26 protein-coding genes and 1 pseudogene are annotated in these 26,765 nt (G+C 70.8%); 22 read left to right on the top strand and 5 right to left on the bottom strand.

Features of this window, described 5'->3' with window-relative positions; translation table 11 throughout:
• Positions 1-303 precede the first annotated feature (303 nt).
• The 6 genes from dnaK (at position 304) to ACWD2L_RS07985 (ending at position 6,493) form a co-directional block, all read left to right on the top strand.
• Complete coding sequence (gene dnaK / locus ACWD2L_RS07960; protein WP_351340168.1) at positions 304-2,163, top strand: molecular chaperone DnaK; 1,860 nt, start codon at positions 304-306, stop codon at positions 2,161-2,163.
• The gene (gene grpE / locus ACWD2L_RS07965; protein ID WP_351340165.1) at positions 2,160-2,837 is read left to right on the top strand and encodes a nucleotide exchange factor GrpE; all 678 of its coding nucleotides are present in this window, start codon (positions 2,160-2,162) and stop codon (positions 2,835-2,837) included. Before dnaK ends, grpE begins: the two co-directional genes overlap by 4 nt.
• A 36-nt stretch (positions 2,838-2,873) precedes the next feature.
• Positions 2,874-4,061 (top strand): molecular chaperone DnaJ, encoded by a 1,188-nt coding sequence (dnaJ, locus tag ACWD2L_RS07970; RefSeq protein ID WP_351340162.1) that lies wholly within the window; start codon positions 2,874-2,876, stop codon positions 4,059-4,061.
• 5 nt (positions 4,062-4,066) lie between these two features.
• On the top strand, positions 4,067-4,558 hold the full coding sequence (locus tag ACWD2L_RS07975) for a heat shock protein transcriptional repressor HspR (protein ID WP_451187849.1): 492 nt from the start codon (positions 4,067-4,069) through the stop codon (positions 4,556-4,558).
• 71 nt (positions 4,559-4,629) lie between these two features.
• Positions 4,630-5,151: a GNAT family N-acetyltransferase gene (locus ACWD2L_RS07980; RefSeq protein ID WP_351340156.1), complete on the top strand. Its 522-nt coding sequence runs from the start codon at positions 4,630-4,632 to the stop codon at positions 5,149-5,151.
• Between the two features lie 217 nt (positions 5,152-5,368).
• Positions 5,369-6,493 carry a sugar ABC transporter substrate-binding protein gene (locus ACWD2L_RS07985; protein WP_351340154.1) on the top strand — a complete coding sequence of 375 codons (1,125 nt, stop codon included), beginning with the start codon at positions 5,369-5,371 and terminating at the stop codon, positions 6,491-6,493.
• A gap of 19 nt (positions 6,494-6,512) precedes the next feature.
• On the opposite strand, the gene ACWD2L_RS07990 is transcribed toward ACWD2L_RS07985, so the two are convergent.
• The gene (locus tag ACWD2L_RS07990) at positions 6,513-7,439 is read right to left on the bottom strand and encodes a LuxR C-terminal-related transcriptional regulator (RefSeq protein WP_451188165.1); all 927 of its coding nucleotides are present in this window, start codon (positions 7,437-7,439) and stop codon (positions 6,513-6,515) included.
• A 47-nt stretch (positions 7,440-7,486) separates the two neighbouring features.
• Positions 7,487-8,458 carry a helix-turn-helix transcriptional regulator gene (locus ACWD2L_RS07995; RefSeq protein WP_351340148.1) on the bottom strand — a complete coding sequence of 324 codons (972 nt, stop codon included), beginning with the start codon at positions 8,456-8,458 and terminating at the stop codon, positions 7,487-7,489.
• Positions 8,459-8,628: 170 nt separating this feature from the next.
• On the opposite strand from ACWD2L_RS07995, the gene ACWD2L_RS08000 reads away from it, so the two are divergent.
• Complete coding sequence (locus ACWD2L_RS08000; RefSeq protein WP_351340146.1) at positions 8,629-8,832, top strand: hypothetical protein; 204 nt, start codon at positions 8,629-8,631, stop codon at positions 8,830-8,832.
• The gene (locus ACWD2L_RS08005; protein WP_351340143.1) at positions 8,829-9,185 is read left to right on the top strand and encodes a hypothetical protein; all 357 of its coding nucleotides are present in this window, start codon (positions 8,829-8,831) and stop codon (positions 9,183-9,185) included. Before ACWD2L_RS08000 ends, ACWD2L_RS08005 begins: the two co-directional genes overlap by 4 nt.
• Positions 9,186-9,311: 126 nt before the next feature.
• On the opposite strand, the gene ACWD2L_RS08010 is transcribed toward ACWD2L_RS08005, so the two are convergent.
• Complete coding sequence (locus ACWD2L_RS08010; protein ID WP_351340140.1) at positions 9,312-9,725, bottom strand: pyridoxamine 5'-phosphate oxidase family protein; 414 nt, start codon at positions 9,723-9,725, stop codon at positions 9,312-9,314.
• Positions 9,726-9,861: 136 nt separating this feature from the next.
• Here ACWD2L_RS08010 and clpB point away from each other — a divergent pair, with 136 nt between their 5' ends.
• Together clpB and ACWD2L_RS08020 are read left to right on the top strand one after the other, a co-directional pair.
• On the top strand, positions 9,862-12,459 hold the full coding sequence (gene clpB / locus ACWD2L_RS08015) for an ATP-dependent chaperone ClpB (protein WP_351340137.1): 2,598 nt from the start codon (positions 9,862-9,864) through the stop codon (positions 12,457-12,459).
• A gap of 105 nt (positions 12,460-12,564) precedes the next feature.
• On the top strand, positions 12,565-13,101 hold the full coding sequence (locus ACWD2L_RS08020) for a YbjN domain-containing protein (RefSeq protein ID WP_351340134.1): 537 nt from the start codon (positions 12,565-12,567) through the stop codon (positions 13,099-13,101).
• Positions 13,102-13,205: 104 nt separating this feature from the next.
• Here the strand turns inward: ACWD2L_RS08020 and ACWD2L_RS08025 are convergent, their stop codons facing one another.
• Positions 13,206-14,390, bottom strand: a complete 1,185-nt coding sequence (locus tag ACWD2L_RS08025; RefSeq protein ID WP_351340131.1) for a pyridoxal phosphate-dependent aminotransferase — start codon at positions 14,388-14,390, stop codon at positions 13,206-13,208.
• A 141-nt stretch (positions 14,391-14,531) separates the two neighbouring features.
• Between ACWD2L_RS08025 and ACWD2L_RS08030 the strand changes: the two genes are divergently transcribed.
• The 8 genes from ACWD2L_RS08030 (at position 14,532) to ACWD2L_RS08065 (ending at position 22,340) form a co-directional block, all read left to right on the top strand.
• Positions 14,532-14,849, top strand: a complete 318-nt coding sequence (locus tag ACWD2L_RS08030; protein WP_351340128.1) for a hypothetical protein — start codon at positions 14,532-14,534, stop codon at positions 14,847-14,849.
• Between the two features lie 334 nt (positions 14,850-15,183).
• Complete coding sequence (locus tag ACWD2L_RS08035; protein WP_351340125.1) at positions 15,184-15,708, top strand: DUF2617 family protein; 525 nt, start codon at positions 15,184-15,186, stop codon at positions 15,706-15,708.
• Positions 15,709-15,821: 113 nt separating this feature from the next.
• Complete coding sequence (locus ACWD2L_RS08040) at positions 15,822-17,345, top strand: polyamine aminopropyltransferase (RefSeq protein ID WP_351340122.1); 1,524 nt, start codon at positions 15,822-15,824, stop codon at positions 17,343-17,345.
• Between the two features lie 850 nt (positions 17,346-18,195).
• On the top strand, positions 18,196-19,161 hold the full coding sequence (locus ACWD2L_RS08045) for an SRPBCC domain-containing protein (protein WP_351340119.1): 966 nt from the start codon (positions 18,196-18,198) through the stop codon (positions 19,159-19,161).
• 26 nt (positions 19,162-19,187) lie between these two features.
• Positions 19,188-19,982: an aldose epimerase family protein gene (locus ACWD2L_RS08050; RefSeq protein ID WP_351340116.1), complete on the top strand. Its 795-nt coding sequence runs from the start codon at positions 19,188-19,190 to the stop codon at positions 19,980-19,982.
• 35 nt (positions 19,983-20,017) lie between these two features.
• Entirely contained in the window at positions 20,018-20,572 is a 555-nt protein-coding gene (gene pyrE / locus ACWD2L_RS08055) for an orotate phosphoribosyltransferase (protein ID WP_351340114.1), read from the top strand.
• A gap of 218 nt (positions 20,573-20,790) precedes the next feature.
• The gene (gene fbaA, locus ACWD2L_RS08060) at positions 20,791-21,822 is read left to right on the top strand and encodes a class II fructose-bisphosphate aldolase (RefSeq protein ID WP_351340111.1); all 1,032 of its coding nucleotides are present in this window, start codon (positions 20,791-20,793) and stop codon (positions 21,820-21,822) included.
• A 104-nt stretch (positions 21,823-21,926) separates the two neighbouring features.
• On the top strand, positions 21,927-22,340 hold the full coding sequence (locus tag ACWD2L_RS08065) for a DUF3151 domain-containing protein (protein ID WP_351340108.1): 414 nt from the start codon (positions 21,927-21,929) through the stop codon (positions 22,338-22,340).
• Positions 22,341-22,449: 109 nt separating this feature from the next.
• On the opposite strand, the gene ACWD2L_RS08070 is transcribed toward ACWD2L_RS08065, so the two are convergent.
• Positions 22,450-23,085: a TetR/AcrR family transcriptional regulator gene (locus tag ACWD2L_RS08070; protein WP_451187860.1), complete on the bottom strand. Its 636-nt coding sequence runs from the start codon at positions 23,083-23,085 to the stop codon at positions 22,450-22,452.
• Positions 23,086-23,244: 159 nt separating this feature from the next.
• Between ACWD2L_RS08070 and ACWD2L_RS08075 the strand changes: the two genes are divergently transcribed.
• From ACWD2L_RS08075 to ACWD2L_RS08090, 4 genes and pseudogenes are all read left to right on the top strand, one after another.
• Positions 23,245-24,129 carry an alpha/beta hydrolase gene (locus ACWD2L_RS08075; RefSeq protein ID WP_351344042.1) on the top strand — a complete coding sequence of 295 codons (885 nt, stop codon included), beginning with the start codon at positions 23,245-23,247 and terminating at the stop codon, positions 24,127-24,129.
• 97 nt (positions 24,130-24,226) lie between these two features.
• Positions 24,227-25,609, top strand: coding sequence for a sensor histidine kinase (locus ACWD2L_RS08080; protein WP_351344039.1), 1,383 nt, complete (start codon positions 24,227-24,229; stop codon positions 25,607-25,609).
• Complete coding sequence (locus ACWD2L_RS08085) at positions 25,606-26,271, top strand: response regulator transcription factor (RefSeq protein WP_351344036.1); 666 nt, start codon at positions 25,606-25,608, stop codon at positions 26,269-26,271. Before ACWD2L_RS08080 ends, ACWD2L_RS08085 begins: the two co-directional genes overlap by 4 nt.
• Positions 26,272-26,290: 19 nt before the next feature.
• Positions 26,291-26,765, top strand: a pseudogene (locus ACWD2L_RS08090) (cytochrome P450); the annotation flags it as partial.

The following is a 26,765-nucleotide window of genomic DNA, read 5'->3' on the forward strand; positions in this document are numbered from 1 at the left end:
TGCGACCATGCCGCTGGACGGGCACCGGCCGCTGGGCGGACACGTTTCCCGCCCGCCTCCCACCGCCCGCCCCCTCCGGGGGCTCCGGTCGGCCCTCTGCTCGGCCGGGGACGGTCGGCGTCGCCGCGCCGTCGCGCGCCGATGGCACTCGTAAAGCACCAGGTCAGAGCCTCCTCTCAGTCGCCATGCCGATAAAGGCAGGATAAAAGTTGAGTGCCTGCGACTCAGGTCTGTTGACGCGGAGGGGGAGGGTGTTGCAGTCTTGAGTCAGTTCCACTCAAGTAGGTAGCTGGAGGAATCGAAATGGCACGTGCGGTCGGCATCGACCTGGGCACGACTAACTCCGTCGTCAGCGTTCTGGAGGGCGGTGAGCCCACCGTCATCGCGAACGCCGAGGGCGCCAGGACCACGCCGTCCGTCGTCGCTTTCGCGAAGAACGGCGAAGTGCTGGTCGGCGAGGTCGCGAAGCGCCAGGCGGTCACGAACGTGGACCGGACGGTCCGCTCGGTCAAGCGCCACATGGGCACTGACTGGAAGATCGACCTGGACGGCAAGGACTTCAACCCGCAGCAGATGAGCGCGTTCATCCTGCAGAAGCTGAAGCGCGACGCGGAGTCCTACCTCGGCGAGAAGGTCACGGACGCGGTCATCACCGTCCCGGCCTACTTCAACGACTCCGAGCGGCAGGCGACGAAGGAAGCCGGCGAGATCGCGGGCATGAACGTCCTGCGTATCGTCAACGAGCCGACGTCCGCGGCCCTGGCCTACGGCCTGGACAAGGACGACCAGACCATCCTGGTCTTCGACCTCGGTGGCGGCACCTTCGACGTCTCGCTCCTGGAGATCGGCGACGGCGTCGTCGAGGTGAAGGCCACGAACGGCGACAACCAGCTCGGCGGTGACGACTGGGACCAGCGCGTCGTCGACTACCTGGTCAAGCAGTTCAACAACGGCCACGGCGTGGACCTGGGCAAGGACAAGATGGCGCTTCAGCGCCTGCGCGAGGCCGCCGAGAAGGCGAAGATCGAGCTGTCCTCCTCCACGGAGACCACGATCAACCTGCCGTACATCACGGCGTCCGCCGAGGGCCCGCTGCACCTGGACGAGAAGCTCACGCGCGCCCAGTTCCAGCAGCTCACGTCCGACCTTCTGGAGCGCTGCAAGACGCCGTTCCACAACGTCATCAAGGACGCGGGCATCAACCTGTCGGAGATCGACCACGTCGTTCTCGTCGGTGGTTCGACCCGTATGCCGGCCGTCGCCGAGCTGGTCAAGGAACTGACCGCGGGCAACGAGGCCAACAAGGGCGTCAACCCGGACGAGGTCGTCGCCATCGGCGCCGCGCTCCAGGCCGGTGTCCTCAAGGGCGAGGTCAAGGACGTCCTGCTCCTCGACGTCACCCCGCTGTCCCTGGGTATTGAGACCAAGGGCGGCATCATGACCAAGCTGATCGAGCGCAACACGACGATCCCGACGAAGCGTTCGGAGATCTTCACGACGGCCGAGGACAACCAGCCGTCGGTGCAGATCCAGGTCTACCAGGGCGAGCGCGAGATCGCGGCGTACAACAAGAAGCTCGGGATGTTCGAGCTGACCGGTCTGCCGCCGGCCCCGCGTGGTGTCCCGCAGGTCGAGGTCGCCTTCGACATCGACGCGAACGGCATCATGCACGTCACGGCCAAGGACCTCGGCACGGGCAAGGAGCAGAAGATGACCGTCACCGGTGGCTCCTCGCTGCCGAAGGACGAGGTCAACCGGATGCGCGAAGAGGCCGAGAAGTACGCGGACGAGGACCACGCCCGCCGCGAGGCCGCCGAGTCCCGCAACCAGGGCGAGCAGCTCGTCTACCAGACGGAGAAGTTCCTCAAGGACAACGAGGAGAAGGTCCCGGGCGAGGTGAAGACCGAGGTCGAGGAGGCGCTCACCGAGCTGAAGGAGAAGCTCAAGGGCGAGGACTCGGCCGAGATCCGCACCGCGACCGAGAAGGTCGCCGCCGTCTCGCAGAAGCTGGGCCAGGCCATGTACGCCGACGCCCAGGCCGCCGGTGGCGCCGAGGCCCCGCAGGGTGACGACGCCCCGCAGGGTGACGCCAAGGCCGACGACGACGTCGTGGACGCCGAGATCGTCGACGAGGACAAGGACCGCAAGGACGGTGCCGCGTGACCGAGGAGACCCCGGGCTTCGACGAGAACGAGAAGCCTGAAGTCCCCTCCGGCAGCGCGGCGTCCGCCGCAGATGATGCCGCCGAGCCGCAGGCCGCTCCCTCCGAAGAGGAGGGGGCGGCCCCGGCCGGGGACTCAGCTTCCGCTCAGTCCGCAGCAGACATTGCCCTGACGGCGCAGCTGGACCAGGTGCGTACCGCGCTCAACGAGCGCACCGCGGACCTCCAGCGGCTGCAGGCCGAGTACCAGAACTACCGGCGCCGTGTGGAGCGGGACCGCGTCACGGTCAAGGAGATCGCCGTCGCGAACCTCCTGACCGAGCTGCTCCCCGTTCTCGACGACATCGGCCGTGCCCGTGAGCACGGCGAGCTCGTCGGCGGCTTCAAGTCGGTGGCCGAATCCACGGAGACGGTCGCCGCGAAGATGGGCCTTCAGCAGTTCGGCAAGGAGGGCGAGCCCTTCGACCCGACCGTGCACGAGGCCCTGATGCACTCCTACGCGCCGGACGTCACCGAGACGACCTGCGTGGCGATCCTGCAGCCGGGTTACCGGATCGGCGAGCGCACCATCCGCCCCGCGCGGGTGGCCGTGGCCGAGCCGCAGCCGGGTGCGAAGGCGGACGACGCAGCCGAGAAGGATGCCGAGAAGGACAACGGTGGCCCGGAAGAGGGCTGACGTCACACGCATGGGTAAGGAGGGACGTCGAGGCCGATGAGCACCAAGGACTTCATCGAGAAGGACTACTACAAGGTCCTCGGCGTCCCGAAGGACGCCACCGACGCCGAGATCAAGAAGGCGTACCGCAAGCTCGCCCGTGAGAACCACCCCGACGCCAACAAGGGCAACGACAAGGCGGAGGAGCGCTTCAAGGAGATCTCCGAGGCGAACGACATCCTCGGGGACCCCAAGAAGCGCAAGGAGTACGACGAGGCGCGCGCCCTGTTCGGCAGCGGCGGGTTCCGACCGGGACCCGGCGGCGCCGGCGGCAACGGCTCGTTCAACTTCGACCTGGGCGACCTCTTCGGAGGCGGCGCCCAGGGCCAGGCGGGTCAGGGCGGCTTCGGCGGCGGCATCGGCGATGTGTTCGGTGGACTGTTCAACCGGGGCGGTGCGGGCGCGGGTACGCGTACGCAGCCGCGCCGGGGCCAGGACATCGAGTCCGAGGTGACGCTCAGCTTCACCGAGGCGGTGGACGGGGCCACGGTCCCGCTGCGCATGTCGTCGCAGGCCCCCTGCAAGGCGTGCTCCGGCACCGGCGATGCGAACGGCACACCGCGCGTGTGCCCGACGTGCGTCGGCACCGGACAGGTCTCGCGGGGCGGCGGTGGCGGCTTCTCGCTCACCGACCCGTGCGTGGACTGCAAGGGCCGCGGCCTGATCGCCGAGACGCCGTGCGAGGTCTGCAAGGGCAGCGGGCGGGCGAAGTCCTCCCGCACCATGCAGGTCAGGATCCCCGCGGGGGTCTCCGACGGCCAGCGCATCCGGCTCCGCGGCAAGGGCGCTCCCGGTGAACGGGGCGGCCCGGCGGGCGATCTGTACGTCGTCGTGCACGTCGACGCCCACCCGGTCTTCGGCCGCAAGGGCGACAACCTCACGGTCACCGTCCCGGTGACGTTCACCGAGGCGGCGCTCGGCGCCGAGGTCAAGGTGCCCACGCTCGGCGGTCCCGCCGTCACCCTGAAGCTGCCCACGGGCACGCCGAACGGGCGGACGATGCGGGCCCGCGGCAAGGGTGCCGTCCGCAAGGACGGCACGCGCGGCGATCTCCTGGTGACGGTCGAGGTGGACGTCCCCAAGGACCTTTCGGAGGACGCCCGCAGCGCCCTCGAGTCGTACCGCAAGGCGACTGAGGACATCGACGTGCGGGCAGAACTGTTCAAGGCCGCGAAGGGAGCGTGAGTGTGATGGACGGGCAGCGGGGTCGTCGGCGCAGCAACCCTCCCCCAAGGACTGCGTCCAGGGGGTACCCCCCGCCACTGACCGACGAGACGCCGGTGTACGTCATCTCGGTGGCGGCACAGCTGTCCGGCCTGCACCCACAGACCCTGCGCCAGTACGACCGCCTCGGCCTGGTCTCGCCCGACCGCACGGCCGGGCGCGGTCGGCGCTACTCGGCCCGCGACATCGACCTGCTCCGCACGGTGCAGCACTTGTCGCAGGCCGAGGGCATCAACCTGGCAGGCATCAAGCGCATCATCGAGCTGGAGAACCAGGTCGCCGCGCTGCAGTCCCGTGTCGCCGAGCTCTCCGCTGCGGTGGAGGGCGCGGCCTCCGCGATCCAGCAGCGCGAGGCGGCGGTGCACGCCTCGTATCGCCGGGACCTGGTCCCGTACCAGGAGGTCCAGCAGACGAGCGCGCTCGTGGTGTGGCGGCCGAAGCGGTCGTCCGAGCAGTAGTCCGCACTCATGCGTGAAGGGCCCCGGAGGCGTTGTCTCCGGGGCCCTTTCGGATGCCGCAGGATGGTGTCATGACCGAGATCCGCACCCCCCGCCTCCTCCTGCGCCGCTGGCAGCCGGACGACGACCTCGCCCCGCTCGCCGAGATCCAGGCCGACCCCGCCGTGATGCGCCGCGTCGGCGACCGGGCCCCGCGCTCCCTCGACGGGACCTTCGAGGACATCGAGCGCTGGGAGGAGGAGTGGGACGACGAGGGCTTCGGGGTCTTCGCCGTGGAACTCCTCGGCTCCGGCGAACTGGTGGGCGCCGTCGGCCTGTACGTGCCGGAGGTCCCGCGGCAGGTGGCGGGACAGATCGCGATCCAGTGGCGGCTCGGCCGCGTGTTCTGGGGCCAGGGGTACGCCTCGGAGGCGGCGCAGGCCACGCTGGAGTTCGCCGTTCAGGACCGGGGCATCGACCGGGTCGTCGCGGTGACGACGGAGGACGACACGTCCTCGGAGAAGGTTCTCCACAAGCTGGGGATGGCGCCGCTGCCCGGCGAAGTGGCGGGCTGCCGGCTGTACGCGATCGACCTGACGGAGTTCGAGGCGTGAGCAGGCATGAGGGACCCAAGGGCTGTGAGATTCCTGTGAAGCTCGTGGATGCCTCGCGGAGGTGTCCGGTATTCGCCGTCTTCGGCTTCATGTGAAGAACTAATGGACCCGTTTTCATTGCGGTGTGGCTTCACCTCTTGACGGTCCCCGGGCGGGCGAGTTGGCTTCGAGCCACCTCGGCCGCACCGTTGCGGCCACGTCAGGGAGGTATCCGCACATGAACACGCGTATGCGTTGCGCCGCCATGGCCGGCGCCGCATCCGTCCTGGTCGTCTCGCTCTCGGCCTGTGGCGGCGTGCTGCCGGGCGGCGACAACGAGCCCAGCGCGTCCGTCACCAAGGGGAACGACGTCAAGATCGGCCTGCTTCTCCCGGAGAAGGGGGCCACGCGCTACGAGAAGTTCGACCACCCCATCTTCCAGCGTCAGGTGGCGAAGCTGACCGGCGGCAAGGGGCAGCTGGTCTACGCCAATGCCAAGCAGAACGCCGCCCTCCAGCGCAAGCAGCTGCAGCAGATGATCGACGCCAAGGTCGACACGATCGTCGTCGACGCCGTGGACGCCGAGAACATCGCCCCGGCCGTGCGCAAGGCCAAGGACGCGGGCATCCACGTCATCGCGTACGACCGGCTCGCCCAGGGGCCCGTGGACGCCTACGTCGGCTTCGACAACGAGCTCGTCGGCCAGACCCAGGGGAAGGCGCTGGTCTCCGCGCTCGGCGGGGCCAAGGCCACCAAGCGCGACAAGGTCGTGATGATCAACGGCTCGCCCGACGACCCCAACGCCGCGCAGTTCAAGAGCGCCGCCCGCGCCGAGCTGGGCAACGCCGTGACCGTCGCGAAGTCGTACGACACCGCGGGCTGGAAGGCGTCCAACGCCAAGGCCAACATGGAGCAGGCCATCAACGCGCTCGGTGCGGACGACATCGCGGGCGTGTACGTCGCCAACGACGGGATGACCGAAGGCGTGATCGCCGCCCTGAAGGAGGCCGGCGTCCGCGAGATGCCGCCGATCACCGGGCAGGACGCCGAACTCGCCGCCGTGCAGCGGATCCTGGACGGCGAGCAGTACATGAGCGTCTACAAGCCGTACCCGGACGAGGCGCAGACCGCCGCCGAGATGGCCGTGCGGATCTCGCAGGGGCGCGACATCGAGTTCGAGGCGCTGGCGATGGACCGCACCGACAGCCCGACGACCAAGCAGATCAGGACGGCGAGCGTCAGCGTCGTCGCGCTCACCAAGGGCAACATCAAGAGCACCCTCGTCAAGGACAAGATCTTCAAGCTGTCGCAGATCTGCACGGCGAAGTACGAACAGGCCTGTGTGGAGGCCGGGTTGAAGTGATCTCCGCCGCGGGGGCGGGTCAGTCCGCGTCCTCCAGGATGCCCGACTGCCCGATCAGATAGCCCAGTTGTGCCCTGCTGTCGCTGCCCAGCGTCGCCGCGAGCTTCGCGATGTGCACGCGGACCGTGCGGATGTTCATGCCGAGCCGCTCCGCGATCACCGCGTCCGTGTGGCCCTCGATGAGGAGCGTCGCGATGGTGCGCTGGCGCGTCGTGACACCGTCCGAGACCGGCTCCTCGACCGCCGCGTGCGGGAACATCGGCGTGGCCAGCTGCCACAGACGCTCGAACGTGGTCGCCAGGTAGGAGATCAGCGCCGGGTGCCGGAGCTCCAGGGCCACCGTGCGGTCCTGGTTCGCGGGGATGAAGGCGACGGTGCGGTCCAGCATGATGAGGCGCTCGGTCACTTCGTCGAGGGTGCGGACCTGGACGTTGCCGGCCAGCTGCTCGAAGTGGGCGAGCACGGCCTGCGAGTGGCGTGACGTGTGCTGGTAGAGGGTCCGCATCCGACAGCCGCGGGCCAGCAGTTCCTGCTCCTTGGGCAGGGCCGAGGCGAGCAGGGGGGCCGGGCGGTGGCCGCCCGGCTGGATGGTGAGCAGTTCGGTCGACGAGGTGGACATGGCTTCGCCGATCGCGTCGTTGATGCGCCGGAAGCCGAGCAGGACGGTGATCATGGGGGCGTCAGGGACGGCCGCCCGCTCGGCGTCCAGGGCCATGAGCGGGGCGAAGGTCTCGGCCAGCTTCGCCTCCTGGCTGCGGCGCAGGGCGATGTTCTCCTCGACGGCCCGCAACAGTCGGGGCAGCGCGATCGCGGGGGGTACCGGTCGCAGCCATCCGGGGTCCTCGGGGTCCGGGCGGAGCAGTGCGTGCGCTTCGAGACAGGGAGCCGGCTCGGAGTCCGCGTGCGGTACGCGGCCTTCGCGCAGGGCGCGGGTGTAGAGCCGCATGCCTGCCTCGCACACCTCGCCGACGTCGTGCGAATGAACCCTGAGGGTCACGACTCGAACCTTCTGCTCGGTGTGGGGGCGTCTGTCGCGAGCATTCCGGACTGCGCGATGAGATAGCCGAGTTGGGCCCGGCTGCCGCTGCCCAGTGCTGCCGCGAGTTTGGCGATGTGGGCGCGGCAGGTGCGTACGTTCATACCGAGCCGGCGTGCTATCGCCTCGTCTACGTGGCCTTCGATGAGGAGTTTGGCTATGGAGCGCTGGACGCCCGTGATGCCGTCGGTCGGTGGTCCGTAGGGGGTTTCGTCGAGCAGCGGGACCCCGCGCTGCCAGAGCTGCTCGAAGACGTTGGCCAGATATTCGACCAGGCCCGGGTGGCGCAACTCCAGGGCGGACTGCCGGTCTTCGCGTGCGGGAATGAACGCGACCGAGCGGTCGAAGATGATCAGCCGCTCGATGAGCTCTTCAAGGGTGCGTATGTCGACGTTTCCCTGGGCCAGGGCTTCCGCGTAGGCGAGGGTGCCGTGACTGTGCCGTGCCGTGTGCTGGTAGAGCGTGCGCATCGTGATGCCGCGGTCGGTGATCTCCCTGCCCATCTGCAGGGCCTTGGTGAGCGTGTGCTCGTCCCGGCCTCCTCCGGGCTGGACGGTGAGCATCTCGGACTTGCACTCGGCGAGGGCCAGTTCGATGGCGGCGTTGATCCGCTCCTTGCCCTCGAGCACCGTGATGGAGTGGGTGGTCGGTTGCCGCTGGGCACTGATGGCCAGGAATGGCTCGAAGGCATCGGTGAGTTCGACCGCGAGAACCCGTCTTTCCTGTATCTCGCGTTCGAGCGGATGCAGCCGTTGCGTGAGCGCCGCTGTCGGCGGAACCGGCCGGAGCCAGGCGGAGTCATCGGGATCGGGATGCAGGAGAGCGAAGTCCAGCAGGCAGGGAGCCGAGGAGACTTCGCTGCGTGCGATGCGTCCCGAGCGCAGAGCGGTCGCGTACAAGTGCCTCCCGGCGTCGCACAGCTCGGTCATGGCGTGTGGATGCGCATGATTTGAGCTGGTATTTGGCATAGCTCCACCCCCCAGGGTCCTGAACGTGCAGGAACATGATGCATCGACCCTGTGGTGTTTGCGTGGCCGAATGAGCCATCGTCATGGAGAGCCGGGGGAGAGAATCCATGGAAGTGAGGACGAGACCCGCTATGCGTAAGGGAATACTTCGCGCCGTTGTTGCCGGCGCTTTCTCCGCCGGGCTGGTCCTCGGCGCGATCGGACCGATGGACGCCATCTGGAACACCGCACCCGCGGCCCAGGCGGATGCGATCTGGAACTCCGCGCCCACGACCGTTCAGGCACTCCCCGGTGACGCGATCTGGAACTCCGCGCCCACGGACGCAGGCGCATGATCACCCCGCCCGACGACCGGTCGTTACGCCGGGAGATGGCGATCGCCTACCGCTCCGGTTGGCACACCATCGACCTCGTGACCGCGGTTCCGAACTCCGGTGACTCCCTCATGGTCACCCTGTTCGGAGAGCCCATCATCGTGGTCCGTGAGGGCGACGACATCCGGGCCTACCGGTGCCTGCGCCGACCGCGTGGCGCTCCACAGCCGGTACGTACGGTCGTCCGGTACGGGATGATCTTTGTGAACCTCGACCAGCGGGACCATCAGCTGGTCGGCGAGGCGGACCCCCTTTCGGACACCGCCCCGCAGTCCCACCACCCCAGCACCACAGCCACCCCCCGCAGTGCCTGACGCGATGCCCCCGTCGCTGTAGATCGCGCAGGTGCTTCCCCCCTGCAGCGGCGTCACCGTGTACCTGAAACACGGTGGCGCCGCTGCGGTCGTTCTACGGGCCCCTCGTTCTACGGGCCCTTCGTTCTACGGGCCCTTCGGGAGATTCGCGGTCGCCCGGTCCACCGCGATCTCGATGACCACCCGGTCCGGATTCGGCCGCGGCTCCCGCCCGTAGCGCTCGGCGTACCGGCGCTCCGCGTCCACGACCTCCGCCGGCTCCGTGCGCACCGTCGCCGCTCCCTCCAGCGTCGCCCACCACCGGCCGTCGACCTGGCACACCGCGACCCGCCCCGAGCCCGCCGTGGCGTGGGCGACCTTCCTCGTGCCCTTGCCCGTGATGACGCGGGCGACCTGCGCCTCGGCGTCGTACGTCACCCCGACCGGGACCACATGGGGCGTGCCATTGGCGCGCAGCGTCGTCAGGGTGCACAGATGCCGTTCGCGCCAGAAGCTGAGGAAGGCGGATTCGGGGGCGTCGAGGTCGATGCGCTTGGCCATGAACGGGAACCTATCCCAGAGGGGCCGGGCCCTTTCCCGGGACGGCCTTGAGTGGAATAGACTCAACTTTGTGCACGTTGGATAAGTCAGAGTTTCCGCAGGGGACACCCAGCCGTAGACGGAGGAGAACAGGCACGTGGACGCCGAGCTGACGAACCGGAGCCGCGACGCGATCAACGCGGCAAGCAGCCGGGCCGTGTCCGGGGGCCACCCGGATCTGACCCCGGCGCATCTCCTCCTGGCCCTGCTCGAAGGCCAGGACAACGAGAACATCACCGACCTCCTCGCCGCGGTCGACGCCGACCAGGCGCAGGTCCGGGCGGGCGCCGAGCGGGCGCTGGCCGCACAGCCCAGCGTGACGGGATCCACCGTCGCGCCGCCGCAGCCCAACCGCGAACTGCTCGCCGTCATCGCCGACGCGTCCGAGCGCGCCAAGGAGCTCGGCGACGAGTACCTCTCCACGGAACACCTGCTCATCGGCATCGCGGCCAAGGGCGGAGCCGCCGCCGACGTGCTGACACGGAACGGGGCCGGCGCGAAGAAGCTGGTCGAGGCATTCACCAAGAACAGGGGAGGGCGCCGGGTGACCACACCCGACCCCGAAGGGTCCTACAAGGCGCTGGAGAAGTTCGGTACGGACTTCACGGCGGCGGCCCGCGAGGGCAAGCTCGACCCGGTCATCGGCCGCGACCAGGAGATCCGCCGCGTCGTCCAGGTCCTGTCGCGGCGTACCAAGAACAATCCGGTGCTCATCGGCGAACCCGGCGTCGGCAAGACCGCCGTCGTCGAGGGCCTCGCCCAGCGCATCGTGAAGGGCGACGTACCGGAGTCCCTCAAGGACAAGCGGCTCGTCTCGCTCGACCTCGGCGCGATGGTCGCGGGCGCCAAGTACCGCGGCGAGTTCGAGGAACGCCTCAAGACGGTCCTCTCCGAGATCAAGGAGAGCGACGGCCAGGTCGTCACGTTCATCGACGAGCTGCACACCGTCGTCGGCGCGGGCGCCGGCGGCGACTCCGCCATGGACGCGGGCAACATGCTCAAGCCGATGCTGGCCCGCGGTGAACTCCGGATGGTCGGCGCGACGACGCTCGACGAGTACCGCGAGCGCATCGAGAAGGATCCGGCGCTCGAACGCCGATTCCAGCAGGTCCTGGTGGCCGAGCCGTCCGTCGAGGACTCGATCGCGATCCTCCGCGGTCTGAAGGGCCGCTACGAGGCCCACCACAAGGTCCAGATCGCCGACAGCTCCCTCGTCGCCGCGGCCGCCCTCTCCGACCGGTACATCACCTCCCGGTTCCTGCCCGACAAGGCCATCGACCTCGTCGACGAGGCGGCATCGCGCCTGCGCATGGAGATCGACTCCTCACCCCTTGAGATCGACGAACTCCAGCGCGCCGTCGACCGGTTGAAGATGGAGGAGATGGCCCTCGCCAAGGAGACCGACCCGGCCTCCCGCGACCGCCTCGACAAGCTCCGCCGCGACCTCGCCGACAAGGAGGAGGAGCTGCGCGGCCTCACCGCCCGCTGGGAGAAGGAGAAGCAGTCCCTCAACCGGGTCGGTGAGTTGAAGGAGAAGCTCGACGAACTGCGCGGCCAGGCCGAACGCGCCCAGCGCGACGGCGACTTCGACACCGCGAGCAAGCTCCTCTACGGCGAAATCCCCACCCTTGAAAGGGACTTGGAGGAAGCCTCCGAGGCCGAGGAAGAGGTGTCGAAGGACACCATGGTCAAGGACGAGGTCGGCCCCGACGACATCGCCGACGTCGTCGCCTCCTGGACCGGCATCCCGGCAGGTCGCCTCCTGGAGGGCGAGACCCAGAAGCTGCTCCGCATGGAGGACGAGCTCGGCAAGCGTCTCATCGGCCAGTCCGAAGCGGTCCGCGCGGTCTCCGACGCGGTCCGCCGCACCCGCGCGGGCATCGCCGACCCGGACCGCCCGACGGGCTCCTTCCTCTTCCTCGGCCCGACGGGCGTGGGCAAGACGGAACTCGCCAAGGCCCTCGCCGACTTCCTCTTCGACGACGAGCGGGCCATGATCCGCATCGACATGTCGGAGTACGGCGAGAAGCACAGCGTCGCCCGCCTGGTCGGCGCCCCGCCCGGCTACGTCGGCTACGAGGAGGGCGGCCAGCTCACCGAGTCGGTCCGCCGCCGCCCGTACTCGGTGGTGCTGCTGGACGAGGTCGAGAAGGCCCACCCCGAGGTCTTCGACATCCTCCTCCAGGTCCTCGACGACGGCCGCCTCACCGACGGCCAGGGCCGCACGGTCGACTTCCGCAACACGATCCTCGTGCTGACGTCGAACCTGGGCAGCCAGTACTTGGTCGAACCCCTCACATCGGCGGAGGAAAAGAAGCAACAAGTCCTGGAGGTCGTCCGGGCGTCCTTCAAGCCCGAATTCCTCAACCGCCTCGACGACCTGGTGGTCTTCTCGGCCCTGGACAAGGACGAGCTGCGGCGCATCGCGAAGCTCCAGCTGGACCGCCTCGCGGGGCGCCTCGCCGACCGCCGCCTCACGCTCGACGTCTCCGACGAGGCCCTGACCTGGCTCGCCGACGAGGGCAACGACCCGGCCTACGGCGCCCGCCCGCTGCGCCGCCTCATCCAGACGGCGATCGGCGACCGCCTCGCGAAGGAGATCCTCTCCGGCGAGGTGAAGGACGGCGACACGGTCCGCGTCGACGCGTTCGGCGACGGGCTGATCGTGGGGCCGGCGACGGGGAAGACGCTGTAGTCCCGCCGCCGCGAAACGCCCGCGTCCCTGCGAAGGGGCGCGGGCTTGCCCTCGGGGGGCCCCGGTGGGAGAGGATGGCGGTATCCATACGAAGGGACCACGCACGTGAGCATCGACCCGACCTCGATTCCCAATTTCGGGGGACAGCCCGAGCCGCAGGACGGCGCGGGGCCGGCAGGTCCCGTCGTTCCCGACCAGGAGCTGGTCAAGCAGCTCCTGGAGCAGATGGAGCTGAAGTACGTCACCGACGAGGAGGGTGACCTCGCGGCGCCGTGGGAGGAGTTCCGTACGTACTTCATGTTCCGCGGCGAGGACGACCAGCAGGTCTTCTCGGTGCGGACGTTCTACGACCGGCCGCACGGCATCGAGATCAAGCCCCAGCTGCTCGAGTCGATCGACGACTGGAACCGCCGCACCCTGTGGCCGAAGGTCTACAGCCACACCCACGACGACGGCACCGTCCGCCTCATCGGCGAGGCGCAGATGCTGATCGGCACCGGAGTCTCGCTCGAGCACTTCGTGTCGTCCACGGTCAGCTGGGTGCGCGCCGCGATCGAGTTCGACCGGTGGCTGGTGGAGCAGCTCGGCCTGGAGGCCGAGGTCGACTCCGCCGAGAAGCCGGAGGACGGCGACTCCGAGTAAGTCGGGGAGCCCCGCGGAGCCCGGCCCGCGCCCGTCACCACGACGGCGCGCGGGCCGGGCTCTCGCTTGTTCGGGCCGGGCGCGCGTGGGGGTCCGTGGGGGTCCTACATCGCCTTGAGTCGCGCCGCGGCCTCGTTCAGGACGTCATCCTGCTTGCAGAACGCGAAGCGGACGAAGGGGGCGCCCGCGGTCCGGTCGTCGTAGAAGACGGCGTTCGGGACGGCGACGACGCCGCAGCGTTCGGGGAGGGCGCGGCAGAAGGCGAAGCCGTCGTCGAAGCCGAGGGGGCGGATGTCGGTGGTGATGAAGTAGGTGCCCTGGGGGCGGAAGACGGTGAAGCCCGCGTCCTCGAGGCCGGTGGCGAGCAGTTCGCGCTTGGCGGTCATGGTGGCGCGGAAGTCGGAGAAGTACGTGTCGGGAAGGGCGAGGGCCTCCGCGACGGCGTACTGGAAGGGGCCCGCGGAGACGTAGGTCAGGAACTGCTTCGCCGAGCGGACCGCCGTGACGAGCTCCGGTGTGGACGTCACCCAGCCGACCTTCCAGCCGGTGAACGAGAACGTCTTGCCGGCGGAGCCGATGGTGACCGTGCGCTCGCGCATGCCGGGGAGCGTGGCGAGCGGGATGTGCTCGGCGTCGCCGTAGGTGAGGTGTTCGTAGACCTCGTCGGTGACCACGAGCAGGTCGCGCTCCACCGCGAGTTCGGCGATGGCGGTCAGTTCGGCGCGGCTGAGGACGGTGCCGGTCGGGTTGTGCGGGGTGTTGATGAGTAGGAGGCGGGTGCGGGGGTTGATCGCGGCGCGCAGCTCGTCGAGGTCGAGGCGGAAGCGGTCGCCGTCGGGGCGCAGAGTGACCGGGACGCGGGTGCCGCCCGCGAGGGCGATGCTCGCCGCGTACGAGTCGTAGTACGGCTCGAAGGCGATGACCTCGTCGCCGGGTTCGACGAGGGCGAGGAGGGAGGCGGCGATCGCCTCCGTGGCGCCCGCGGTGACCAGGACCTCGCGGTCGGGGTCGAACTCCAGGCCGTAGCGGCGCTGCTGGTGGGCGGCGATCGCGGTGCGCAGCTCGGGGATGCCGGGGCCCGGCGGGTACTGGTTGCCGTGCCCCGCGCGCAGCGCCCGTACCGCGGCTTCCCTGATCTCCTCGGGGCCGTCGGTGTCGGGGAAGCCCTGGCCGAGGTTGATGGCGCCGGTCCGCACGGCGAGCGCGGACATCTCGGCGAAGATCGTGGTCCCGAACTCGGCGAGGCGGCGGTTGAGGAGGGGGCGTGCGCTGGAGGTCATGGCGGCCATCCTGCGCCGAACCTCTGGAGTTCCTCAACTCCTGCTTGGTGAGCTCCGGGCAGGGGCATCCCCCTGTCACGCCCGCACGGGGCGGCCCCTCGGGGGACTCGGGGTCCGGGGGATTCGGGGGAAGAGAAAGGAGGGCCGGTGATGAGCGTGTTCTTCGTCGTGTTCTTCGTGGTGCTGGTTGGCGCCATCGTGCTCGGAACGGCCAGGGCGGGCGGCAGCGGCCGTTCGTCCACTACCTCACTGAAGAAGAACCGGGCCGGCCGGAGCAGCTGGTGGGCCGGTGGCGGCGCCGCGAGCGGCGGCGGTGGCTACGGGTGCTCCTCGTCCGGTGACTCCGGCGGCGGACATCACGGTCACTCGTGCGGCGGGGGCTCCTCCTGCGGCGGTGGCTCCTCCTGTGGTGGGGGCGGCTCGTCGTGCGGAGGTGGCGGTGGTGGTGGATGCGGCGGCGGAAGCTGACGCACCGTGTCCGGGCGGGCGGCCCGCGCGGAGACGACTGACACGGGGCAGTCGGTCCGCGCGGGCCGCACGCTTGTCCGGGTGTGCCCTCGCAGGTTGTGCGCCGGGCGCAAAAGAGGCCCGTGGAAGTTGAACAATTGAGCTGTGCCCCCCTCGGGGGGATGGAAACCCTCCGAAGTTGGGTAAAAACGCTGTGACGGCGTAGCCACCCATGATTCCCTTTAACCGTCAACACAGCCCTCGTACTGCGTAGTTATCGCGTTCGCGTGGGCCCGAGCCGGCCCCCTTGATCCAGCCGGCCCCACTTCCCTTTGCGTGTTAGCGGAGCCGACCCATGCTCACGACCCTGAACACCGCCTACACCGATACGAGCGCGGCCGATCTGGCCTGGGCCCTCGGCCGGGAGCCGTTGCCCGCGCTCGCCACGCTCGACCTCGACATCGACGATGCCAGGCTCCAGTTGAGGCTGCTCGGCGCCTCGCACCAGGTGCTGCTCGAGGAGGAGCACGGCACCTGTTCGGAGACCGTGGCGTGCATTCCCGGCAGCAGTACGCCGCTCCCGCTGGGCGTCGCGAAACGCCTGGGCGACTGGGAGTACGAATTCGCGGCCCGCGTCGAACATTTGACGGCGGGCCAATTCGCCGGCCGCGCCCAGGAATTGCTCGCACTGGTCGCCGACCACCCGAACGGTCTGGCGGGCGTTTTTCCCGGCAGCCCGCACGCCTTCACCGCGATGCTCGCCCAGCGGCACGAGGGGCAGGTGCACTGGCGCACCTGGCACGCCTACCCGCAGGACGGCCAGTTGGTCGCCACCCGCACCCGGGTGGGCGCGCGGATGCCGGTGGCCGCCGCCCTGTAGTGGCGTGAGCCCGGCTCGCGGTGGGCGCCCGGGTCGCGGGTATGCCTGCGGTGCATCGGTTACACACGTGTGGGTGACTGGACGGGGTTGAGCGGTGACGTAGCGTTCCAGGCGTGATCGAACCGTACTCACCCGTGACGACCCGGAGCCCCAGGCCCCCGGGCGGCCCGGTCCGGTCCCCGCTCCCGGTGAAGCCGGGCACCGCCCGCTTCCTCGTCCTGGTCGGCGTCTTCATCTGCGCGGCCTGCGGACTCGTCTACGAACTCGAACTGGTCGCGCTCGCCTCGTACTTGATGGGCGACTCGGTCACCCAGGCCTCCGTCGTGCTCTCCGTCATGGTCTTCGCGATGGGCCTCGGTTCGCTCGCCGCCAAGCGGCTGCGGCTGCGCGCGGCGGTGGGCTTCGGGATGATCGAGGCGCTGCTCGCGCTCGTCGGCGGCTGCAGTGCCATGGCGCTGTACGCGGTGTTCGCGTGGACCGGGGACTGGGGCGGGGCCTGGGCGGACGGCCCTCGCTGGCTGATCGTCGTCTTCTCCCTCGCGATCGGGGTGCTGATCGGGGCGGAAGTGCCGCTCCTGATGGTGCTGATCCAGCGGATCCGGCGGCAGGACGCGAGCGGGGCCGTGGCCGACCTGTTCGCGGCGGACTATGTGGGCGCGCTGGTGGGCGGACTGGCGTTTCCCTTTCTGCTGCTGCCCCTGCTCGGTCAGTTGACCGGGGCGCTGCTCACCGGGGCGGTCAACGCGGTGGCGGGGGTGATGCTCGTCCTCGGCCTGTTCCGGCGGGACCTCAGCCGGCGGGCGCGCTGGCTGCTGATCGTCGCGAACGTCACGGTGCTCGGCGTGCTCGCCACGTCCTGGGTCCTCGTCGACGACTTCGAACGGGCGGCGCGGCACGCCCTGTTCGGGGCGGATGTGCGGGTCGCCGAGCAGAGCGGCGTGCAGGAAGTCGTGCTCACGGGCGGTGGGCGGCGCCGCACGTCGCTCTTCCTCGACGGGCAGCTGCGGGCCGGCGGACGCGAACCGGGCCGCCCCTACCGGCAGTTCGTCGGCCCCGCGCTGCACGGTGGGCCCCGCGCGCGGGTCCTGATCCTCGGCGGGGGCGACGGTCTGGCCGCGCGCGAGGCGCTGCGGGCCCGCGGGGTGCGGCGCGTGGACGTCGTCGACCCCGACCCGGAAGTGGTGCGCCTGGCCCGGACCGACCCGGGGCTGCGGGAGCTGAACGGGCGGGCGCTCGGGGACCCGCGGGTGCGGGTGGCGACGGGGGACGTGTTCGCGTGGCTGCGGAGTGCTCCGCGGGGGCGGCCGTACGACGTGGTGGTGTGCGATCTGCCCGACCCCGGCAGCACGGCGAGCACGAAGCTGTACTCGCAGGAGTTCTACGGGTTGGTGGGGCGGGTTCTCGCGGACCGTGGGCGAGTGGTGGTGCGGGTGGGGGGCGGCGCGGCGCGGCTGGGGACGGCCACCGCGACGGTGCGCTCCGCGGGGTTGCGGGTGGTGGCGTATCGCGGCGACGGGGGTGTGGGGTTGGTCCTTGCGGGCTGGGCCCGGCCGGGGCCACCGGGGGGTGTGCGCCTGGTGCGACCCGGGGTGGGGTACGCCCCGTCCACGTTGGTGCACCCACGCTTTGGCGACTGAGGCGGTGGGGTGGGGGCGGGGCCGGTGGGTGGTTGCGCGGGGGCGGTGTCCTGGGGCGGTGCCGGGGTGGCGGCCTGTGGTCACGGTGTGCGGGGCTGTGCCGGGGTCGCGGCCTGTGGTGCTGGTTCGCGGCGCCGCCCCTTTCCGGCTGCGCCGGGCCTCGCCCATCTCCCACCCACCCGCCCCCTCCGGGGGCTGCGGCCTCGCGGGGTGGCGCCTGTTGCGCGGGGCCGTGGGTCTGGGTGTCGGGGTCGGTGTCGGCGGTGTCTTCGGCGTTGTCCGGCCCTCGGCTGCGCCGGGCTTCGCCCATCTCCCGCCCTCCCGCCCTCTCCGGGGGCTTGGGCCCCCGTGGTGGTGCCTGTTGCGCTGCGCCGCCGGTGCAAGCGCCGGGAGCCGGTGTCTTCGGCGTCGTCCGGCCTCGCTCGTCTCCCACCCACCCGCCCCCTCCCGGGGCTGCAGCCCTCCGTGTCGGTGCCTGTTGCCCGGCCCCGGGGTCGCCTCGCCGACCCTGCCGCTCAAGGCGGTCGGCGGGGCACGCCTGGGCGGGCGGCGGATTGCCCAAAGCGGGTGGCGGGCGGCGTCCGTCACGGGTGGGCGGCGCAGACCGCCCGAGACGGTGGGCACATCAAGCCCCGCCGTTCGAACGAGAGCCAGCGGGGTCCGGGGCGGAGCCCCGAGGCGTGGGCCCGGGTGGGCGTCTGATCCGGGGTGGGGGTCGGCGGAGCCGGGAACTCGGACCCGCGGGGGGCCCGGGCCGTAGGGGCGGCGGAGCCGTCGGTGGGGCCGGAAACTCGGACCCGCGGTGGCGAAGAGGGTTCACGGTTCCGACGGAGTCGCTAGGCTCGGCGGCATGGAGCATGAGGTGTTCGTTCCGGTTCCGGCGGAGTCCCTGCGGGCGGTGCTCTGCGATTCCCAACGCGTCGACCGGGCCCTGCCCGGCTACCAGCGCGACGCCACCGGTGGCGGAGGCCGCCTGAAGGTACGTATCGGCGGGCACACCATCACGTACCGCGGCAGCGTCACCGTGACGCAGTCGGCGGACGGATCCTTCGCCGTGACGGGTGAAGGCAGCGAGGCCCGCGGCACGGGAGGCGTGAAGTTCGCCCTGACCGCCCGGGTCGCCGCGGCGGCCGGCGGCTCCGCGGTCACCTTCTCCGGCACCGGCTCCGGCGACGGCCGGGTAGCGGAACTGTCGCGCGAGTCCGTGGCATCGGCGGCCCACCGTCTGCTGAACCGTTTCGCGGAGAACCTCGGAGCGGCCCGCCAGGAGCCGGGCTCTGACCCCGACGAGGACATGGGCGCGGATACGGGTGCGGATACGGGCGCGGACACGGGACCCGTCGACGACACGGTCGAGGGCTCGGGCAGCAGCTCGGTCGGCGACCTCCGCAACGGTGAGGAGGGCGAGACGTTCGCGCCCACCGAAGGCCACTCCGAAGGCGACTCCGGAGGTCACGCCGAAGACCACGCCCCCGACCACTCCTCCGTCTTCGACACCGAGATCCCGCCACCGTCCCTCGACCCCGACGCGGACCCCGCGCCCGCCGCGGGACCCGAGTCCGACTTCCGGGCGGAGACGGCCGGGGGACCCGAGTCCGACCTCCCGGCGGAGCCGGTCGCCGCGCACGCCCGGCGCACCATGATCGGCCGCAGCGCGGAGGAGGTGGACCACGCGCCGCCGCGCGGGCGGTACGCCCCCGTGCCCGCCCCCGAAGGCGTAACGACCAGCGCCACGCTGCGCTGGGCCGCCCCCGCGGCCGCCGTCGCGCTCGCCTCGGCGATCGTCGTCGGCCGGGCCCTGCGCAGGCGCCGGTAGCACCTTCCCGCATAGGCTCAGTCGTCGTGACGACACAGGAAACGACGCTGACCGCGGGCGACGCGGAAGTGACCGTGGCGCCGGGCAACGGCTGCCGTATCAGCAGCTTGAAGATCTCCGGCACCGAACTGCTGCGGCAGGGCGAGAAGTACGGCTGCTTCCCGATGGTGCCGTGGTGCGGCCGCATCAGGGACGGGCAGTTCCGCAACGGCGGCCTCACCCACCAGATGCCGCTGAACTCCCCGCCGCACGCCATCCACGGCTTCGCCCGGGGCGCCGAGTGGACCACCGCGCGCGAAACCCGCACCGAGGCGGCCTTCACGTACGACCTCACCGACCCCTGGCCGTACAGCGGACGCGTCACACAGCTCGTCTCGCTCGCCGAGAACTCGCTGACCCTGTCGCTCGGCATCGAGACGTACGGCGACTCGTTCCCGGCGCAGGTCGGCTGGCACCCCTGGTTCAACCGGACGATCACCGACGGCGGCAGCAGCGTGCAGATCGCCTTCGACCCGGCCTGGCAGGAGGAGCGCGGCGCGGACCACCTGCCGACCGGCAAGCGCATCGAGGCGACCCCGGGCCCCTGGGACGACTGCTTCGGGATGCCCGACGGCGTCGACGTCATGCTGTCCTGGCCGGGCGCCCTCCAGCTCGACGTGCGGAGCCCCGAGCAGTGGGTCGTCGTCTACGACGAGCAGGACGCGGCGGTGTGCGTGGAGCCGCAGACCGGGCCGCCGAACGGCCTGAACACGGCGCCGCGCCTCGTCACCCCGGTGGAGCCGCTGGAGGCGAGCACGACCTGGACCTGGAGCCACCTCTGAGACCCGCCCTCCCCCCGCCCTTTAAGCTCATGGGCATGACGACGAACGACGTGCGCGACGCGCTGCTGACGCAGATCAAGAACAAGGCCGTGGTGCACGGCAAGGTGACGCTCTCCTCCGGCATCGAGGCCGACTACTACGTCGACCTGCGCCGCGTCACCCTCGACGGCGAGGCCGCCCCGCTGGTCGGCCAGGTGCTGCTCGACCTGACCGCCGGCCTGGAGTTCGACGCGGTCGGCGGCCTCACCATGGGCGCCGACCCGGTCGCGGGCGCGATGCTGCACGCCTCCGCCGCCCGCGGGCAGCGCCTCGACGCGTTCGTCGTCCGCAAGGCCGCCAAGGCGCACGGCATGCAGAAGCGCGTGGAGGGCCCGGAGATCAAGGGCCGTCGCGTGCTCGTCGTCGAGGACACGTCCACGACCGGCGGCTCGCCGCTGGAGGCCGTCCAGGCGGTGCGCGAGGCAGGGGCCGAGGTGGTCGGCGTCGCGACCATCGTGGACCGGGCCACCGGCGCCGCCGAGAAGATCACCGAGGGCGCCGGGGTGCCGTACCTCTTCGCGTTCTCGAAGGACGAGCTCGGCCTGGACTGAGCCCGCAGAGTCTCGGACTGAGCCCCGCAGAGTCTCGGACTGAGCCCCGCAGAATCTTCGGACCGAGCCCCGCAGAAACTTCGGGCTGGAGCATTCGGCCGAGTCTGGAAGGATGGGGTCGACGATGATGTCACCCCTTGACGCTTGGTGAGGGTCGCCGCGAACGACGGAACGACAACCCGAGCCCCCGCAACCCGCGCTTTACGAGGAGACGGCAGATGGCCATCGCAACCCCGGACCAGTACAACGAGATGCTCGACCGGGCCAAGGCGGGGAAGTTCGCCTACCCGGCCATCAACGTCTCGTCGACGCAGACGCTGAACGCGGCGCTGCAGGGCTTCGCCGAGGCCGAGTCCGACGGCATCATCCAGATCTCCACCGGTGGCGCCGAGTACCTCTCGGGCCAGGGCGTGAAGGACATGGTCGTCGGCGCCGAGGCGCTCGCCGAGTTCGCGCACGTCGCGGCCGCGCGCTACGGCAACAAGATCGCGCTGCACACCGACCACTGCCCCAAGGGCAAGCTGGACGGCTACGTACGCCCGCTGCTCGACATCTCCGCCAAGCGCGTCGAGGCCGGCGGCCTGCCGCTGTTCCAGTCGCACATGTGGGACGGCTCGGCCGAGACGCTCAAGGTCAACCTGGAGATCGCCCAGGAGCTGCTCGCCAAGGCCAAGGCCGCGAACATCATCCTCGAGATCGAGATCACCCCGACCGGTGGTGAGGAGGACGGCGTCTCGCACGAGATCAACGACAACCTCTACACCACGGTCGACGATGCACTGCGCACCGCCGAGGCCCTGGGCCTGGGCGAGAAGGGCCGCTACCTGCTGGCCGCGTCCTTCGGCAACGTGCACGGCGTGTACAAGCCGGGCAACGTCGTGCTCCGCCCCGACCTCCTCAAGGACCTGAACGAGGGCGTCGCCGCGAAGTACGGTCAGCCGGCCGGCTCGAAGCCGTTCGACTTCGTCTTCCACGGCGGCTCCGGCTCCACGGTCGAGGAGATCACCACCGCGCTCGAGAACGGCGTCGTGAAGATGAACCTCGACACCGACACCCAGTACGCCTTCACGCGGCCCATCGCGGGCCACATGTTCGAGAACTACGACGGCGTCCTGAAGGTCGACGGCGAGGTCGGCAACAAGAAGACGTACGACCCGCGCGTGTGGGGCAAGAAGGCCGAGGCGAGCATGACCGCCCGCATCGTCCAGGCCTGCGAGAACCTGCGCTCGACGGGTACGCGCATCAAGTAGTCCTGACGCTCACGGGCCCGGCCTCCCCCTTGCGGGAGCCGGGCCCGTGGCATGTCACGAGGGCGCTCGACGGGCAACGGCGTGGGCGCGGCACACTTGACCCCATGAACCTTCACGAGAACCTCCTCGGCGGTCCGCCCCCGACCGAGCTCCCGGACGACCCGGAGCCGCGCGAGCTGCTCGCGTCCGGCACGGCTCCCGCGGACGTCGCCGCGAAGTACCCGACCTCCTCGCTCGCCTGGGCGCAGCTCGCCGACGACGCGTTCGAGCGCGGCAGCGTCGTCGAGTCGTACGCCTACGCCCGCACCGGCTACCACCGCGGCCTCGACTCGCTGCGCCGTGCCGGCTGGAAGGGGCACGGCCCGGTGCCGTGGGAGCACGAGCCCAACCGTGGCTTCCTGCGGGCGCTGCATGCCCTCGCGCGGGCCGCGGGGACGATTGGTGAGCAGGCGGAGTACGAACGCTGCACGCAGTTCCTGAAGGACTCCTCAGAGGCAGCCGCGCAGACGCTGACCTGAGCAATTCAAGCCCCGCCGGCGATTGAGGCGCGGGGTCCGGGGCAGCGCCCCGAGGCCGGAGGACGGGCGACCGGTCCTACGCCCGGGGCTCCGCCCCGGACCCCGCTGCTCAATCGCCGCAGGGGCTTGATGCGTACGCCCCCGCGCCCGCCGCCGCCACCACGGCGGAGACCGCCCGCTCCGCGTCGGCGACGCAGGGCGCGACGCCGGTCGTCAACAGCCGGTAGTACAGCGGCGCGGACACCGCCCGGACGACCTCCGACGGATCCGTGCCCCGCGGCAACTCACCCCGCTCCACGGCGTGTTGAACGCACGGCGCCCACTCCGCCACCCGGACCTCGTAGAAGCGGGCGAGCGCCGACGCCGTGCGCGGGTCACAGGCGGCCGCCGCGATCACCGCGTGGAACAGCCGACCCTGCCGGGGATCCGCCAACGTACGTTGCACGAGGCGTGCGTTGGCGGTCAGGTCGCCGTGCAGGCTGCCCGTCTCGGTGCGCGGCAGCGACTCCTGGGCCATCTGGTCGAGGAGGTCGGCGACGAGTCCCGTGGGCGAGCCCCACCGCCGGTACACGGTCGTCTTGCCGACGTCCGCGCGCCGTGCGATGTCACCCAGGTCGAGCCGGTCGAAGCCGTGCTCGGCGAGGACGTCGCCCGCCGCGTCGAGCACCGCCGCGCGGACACGGGCCGTGCGCCCGCCGGGACGGAGCGTGCCGGGTTCGTGCGCTTCGGTCGGGTTACCGGTCATGACCGACAGGGTAACGGTACGAAGGAACCGTTTGTGCGGTCACTGTACGTGTTGACGCACGTCACGGGCCTGGTAGCGTCCGCATACCGTGAATCATCGGCTGCCCGCCGGGTCGTTCGCGTATCCGTCAAGTTCCGCACGATGTCGAGAGGTTGGAGCATGCCAGACCCCGACCAGTCCGGCGCCGCCCGCGAGGAGGCGGAGGAGGCGTCGGCCTTCTCGCATCCTGCCGTGCCGCCGGACGTCAGCGCCGCGTACGGCGATCACCCGGATCAGATCGTCGACTTCTACGCCCCGAGAGACGGCGCGACCGCGGCCCCGCTCGTCGTGGTCCTGCACGGCGGTGCGTGGCGGGCGCCGTACGACCGGCAGTACCTGACCCCGTTCTGCGACTTCCTCGCACGGCGCGGGTTCGCCGTGGCCAACGTCGAGTACCGGCGGGGGAGCACGGTGCCGCATCAGGGCGCCGAGGGCCCCGTCGCCGGGCGCTGGCCGGAGACCTTCGACGACGTGGCGACCGCGCTCGACGCGATGCCCGCGCTCGCCGCCGAACACCTGCCGTCGGCGGACCCGCGCCGCACCATCGTCACCGGCCACTCGGCGGGCGGTCAGCTCGCACTGTGGGCGGGCGCCCGGCACGTGCTGCCGGAGGGCGCGCCCTGGCGCACCCCGAACTCCGCGGCGCTGCGCGGCGTCGTCGCCATCGCCCCGCTCGTGGGCTTCGTGCTCGCCGAGGAACTGGGCGTCTGCGACGGTGCGTGCGTCCAACTCCTGGGCGGTGTGCGGCAGTTGTTCGACGAGCGCCGTCCGTACGCGGACCCCGTGGAACTGCTGCCGACCGGCGTCGCGACGACCGTGGTCCAGGGGCGTTCGGACACCACCGTGCCGTTCGAGCTGGCCGAGGCGTACGCGGACGCGGCGGCGAAGGCCGGCGAGGTCGTGGGCGCCACGTTCCTGGAGGGGGTCGGCCACTTCCCGCCGATCGACCCGGCGGCGGACGCCTGCGCGGTGGTCGCGGAGGAGATCGCCCAACTCGCCTGGTGACCACGGCCCCGGGGACTACTAGTCCTTGGGACGGACGCCCCCGAACCCTCCTCCGTACGGACGCGGGCCGGCGTTGCCGCGACCTACCGTGAGTGCCATGACCGACACGACCACCATGCAGGGCCCGCGCGAGCACAGCCCTGAGATAAATCTCGCCAAGTCGGCGCTGCGGGGGCTGCGCGAGGACCTGTTCCGGGGGGTGCTCACCTACCGGCCGCTGCCCCGGGTGGGCACGGACGGGCCGTGGGCCCGGCAGTTCCCCGAGCGCTTCCGTAGGCACCTGGGGCTCCTGCCGCACGCCGTCGTGCTCGGCCTTGCCGGGCTCACGCTGATCACGGGCATGGCGAGCTACGGCGCCCTCGACGACAGCTTCTTCGCCCTCGTCGCCGGGCTGATGGCGTCGGTCCCGGTGGCGCTCACCCTGCTCCGCCCGATCCTCGCCTGGTGGCTCTCGCTGGCGGCCGCCCCGCTCCTGGTGTGGGCGACGGGCGACGGCCTCTACCCGTGGTCGGGCGGCAGCATCATGGGCCACACGGTCGTGATGATGGTGGTCGCGGCGCGCACCCGACCGCGTACGGCAGCCTGGATGTGGGTCCTGTCCACGCTGTACTCGCTGCTCTCCGCGGCGGTCTTCGGCGACGTGAACTCCGGCATCGCCGTCCCGATGATGGTGCTGTCCGGCATCGGGGTCGGGATCGTCGCGCTCGTCCACGTCAACCGCACCGCGCGCCTCCAGGTCGTCCAGGAGCGTACGGTCACCGCCGTCGAGCGGGACCGGCGCACGCTCCTGGAGGAGCGCACGAACATCGCGCGCGAGCTGCACGACGTGGTGGCGCACCACATGTCGGTCGTCGCCATCCAGGCGGAGGCCGCGCCCTACCGGGTCGAGAACCCGCCGCCCGAGCTGGAGCAGGCGTTCGTCACGATCCGGGAGAACGCGGTGTCGGCCCTCACCGAGCTGCGCCGCGTCCTCGGTGTCGTACGGGCCGCGGACTACGAGGCGCCCGACGCCCCGCAGCCCACCCTCGCCGACCTGGACAGGCTCCTGGAGAACGTGCGGGAGGCGGGCCTGACCGTGACGCGGACGGTGACGGGCGCGGCCCGTGAACTCCCGCAGGGCGTCGAGCTGTCGGCGTACCGGATCGTGCAGGAGGCGTTGAGCAACGCGCTGCGGCACGCCCCGGGCTCGCAGGCCGCGGTCGAGGTGGCGTACGTCCTCGGGGGCCTCGGCCTCAGGATCGTCAACGGTCCGTCGACCGGGTTGGTCAATCCCGCCCGCCGCCCGGCCACCACCCCTGAACGAGGGCTTCGCCCGCCCTCCGTCACCGGCGCGGGCCACGGTCTCACCGGGATGCGCGAACGTGTCTCCATGCTCGACGGCGAGATGACGGCGGACGGGACGGCCGACGGCGGGTACGAGGTGGCGGTCTTCCTCCCCGTCGCCCGCGCCGCGGCCACCGGGACGGAGGACGAGGCGTGATCAGGGTGCTGGTCGCCGACGACCAGATGATGGTCCGCGAGGGCTTCTCGGTTCTCCTGAACGCCATGCCGGACTTCGAGGTCGTCGGCGAGGCGGTCAACGGCGTGGAGGCGATCGCCAAGGTCCGCGAGCTCCACCCCGACGTCGTCCTGATGGACATCCGGATGCCGGAGCTGAACGGCATCGAGGCGACCCGCGAGATCGTCGCGGCGGACGAGGGCACGAAGGTGCTCGTCCTGACCACCTTCGACCTGGACGAGTACGTGTACCAGGCGCTGCGGGCCGGGGCCTCCGGCTTCCTCCTCAAGGACGCCTCCGCGCGCGAACTCGCCGACGGCGTACGGGTGGTGGCGAGCGGCGAGGCCCTCCTCGCGCCGACCGTGACCCGCCGCCTGATCACCGAGTTCGCCAAGTTGTCCGAGACGCCGGGCATCACGGCGGGTCGGCAGGCGGGCGCGTTCGGGGAGCTGACCGAGCGCGAGACGGAGGTGCTCGTCCTGATCGCGCAGGGTCTGTCGAACATCGAGATCGCCGAGCGGCTCGTGGTCGCCGAGTCGACGATCAAGACGCATGTGAGCCGGATCCTGGTGAAGCTGGGGCTGCGTGACCGGACGCAGGCGGCGGTGTTCGCGTACGAGGCACGTCTGGTCACGCCGGGGTGAGCGGGGTTAGCGTCCGGGCATGGACGCGTTCGTGGAGAAGTTCGCCCCGTGGTCCCCGGCCTTCGTCGCCGACCCGTATCCCGCCTACGCGGACCTGCGCGAGGCCGGCCGGGTGCACTGGTTCGAGCCCTCGAAGCAGTACCTGATCCCGCACCACGCCGACGTCTCGGCGCTGCTGCGCGACCGCCGCCTCGGCCGCACCTACCAACACCGGTACGCCCACGAGGAGTTCGGCCGCACGGCCCCACCGCCCGAGCACGAGCCGTTCCACACCCTCAACGACCACGGCATGCTCGACCTGGAGCCTCCGGACCACACCCGCATCCGCCGCCTGGTGTCGAAGGCGTTCACCCCGGGCACCGTGCGCCAACTCCAGCCCTACGTAGAGAAGTTGGCGGGCGAACTCGTCTCCGCTCTGGTGGCCGATGGCGGCGGCGACCTGCTCACGGCGGTCGCCGAACCGCTCCCGGTGGCCGTCATCGCCGAAATGCTCG

The organism is Streptomyces sp. NPDC002754 (assembly GCF_053592315.1).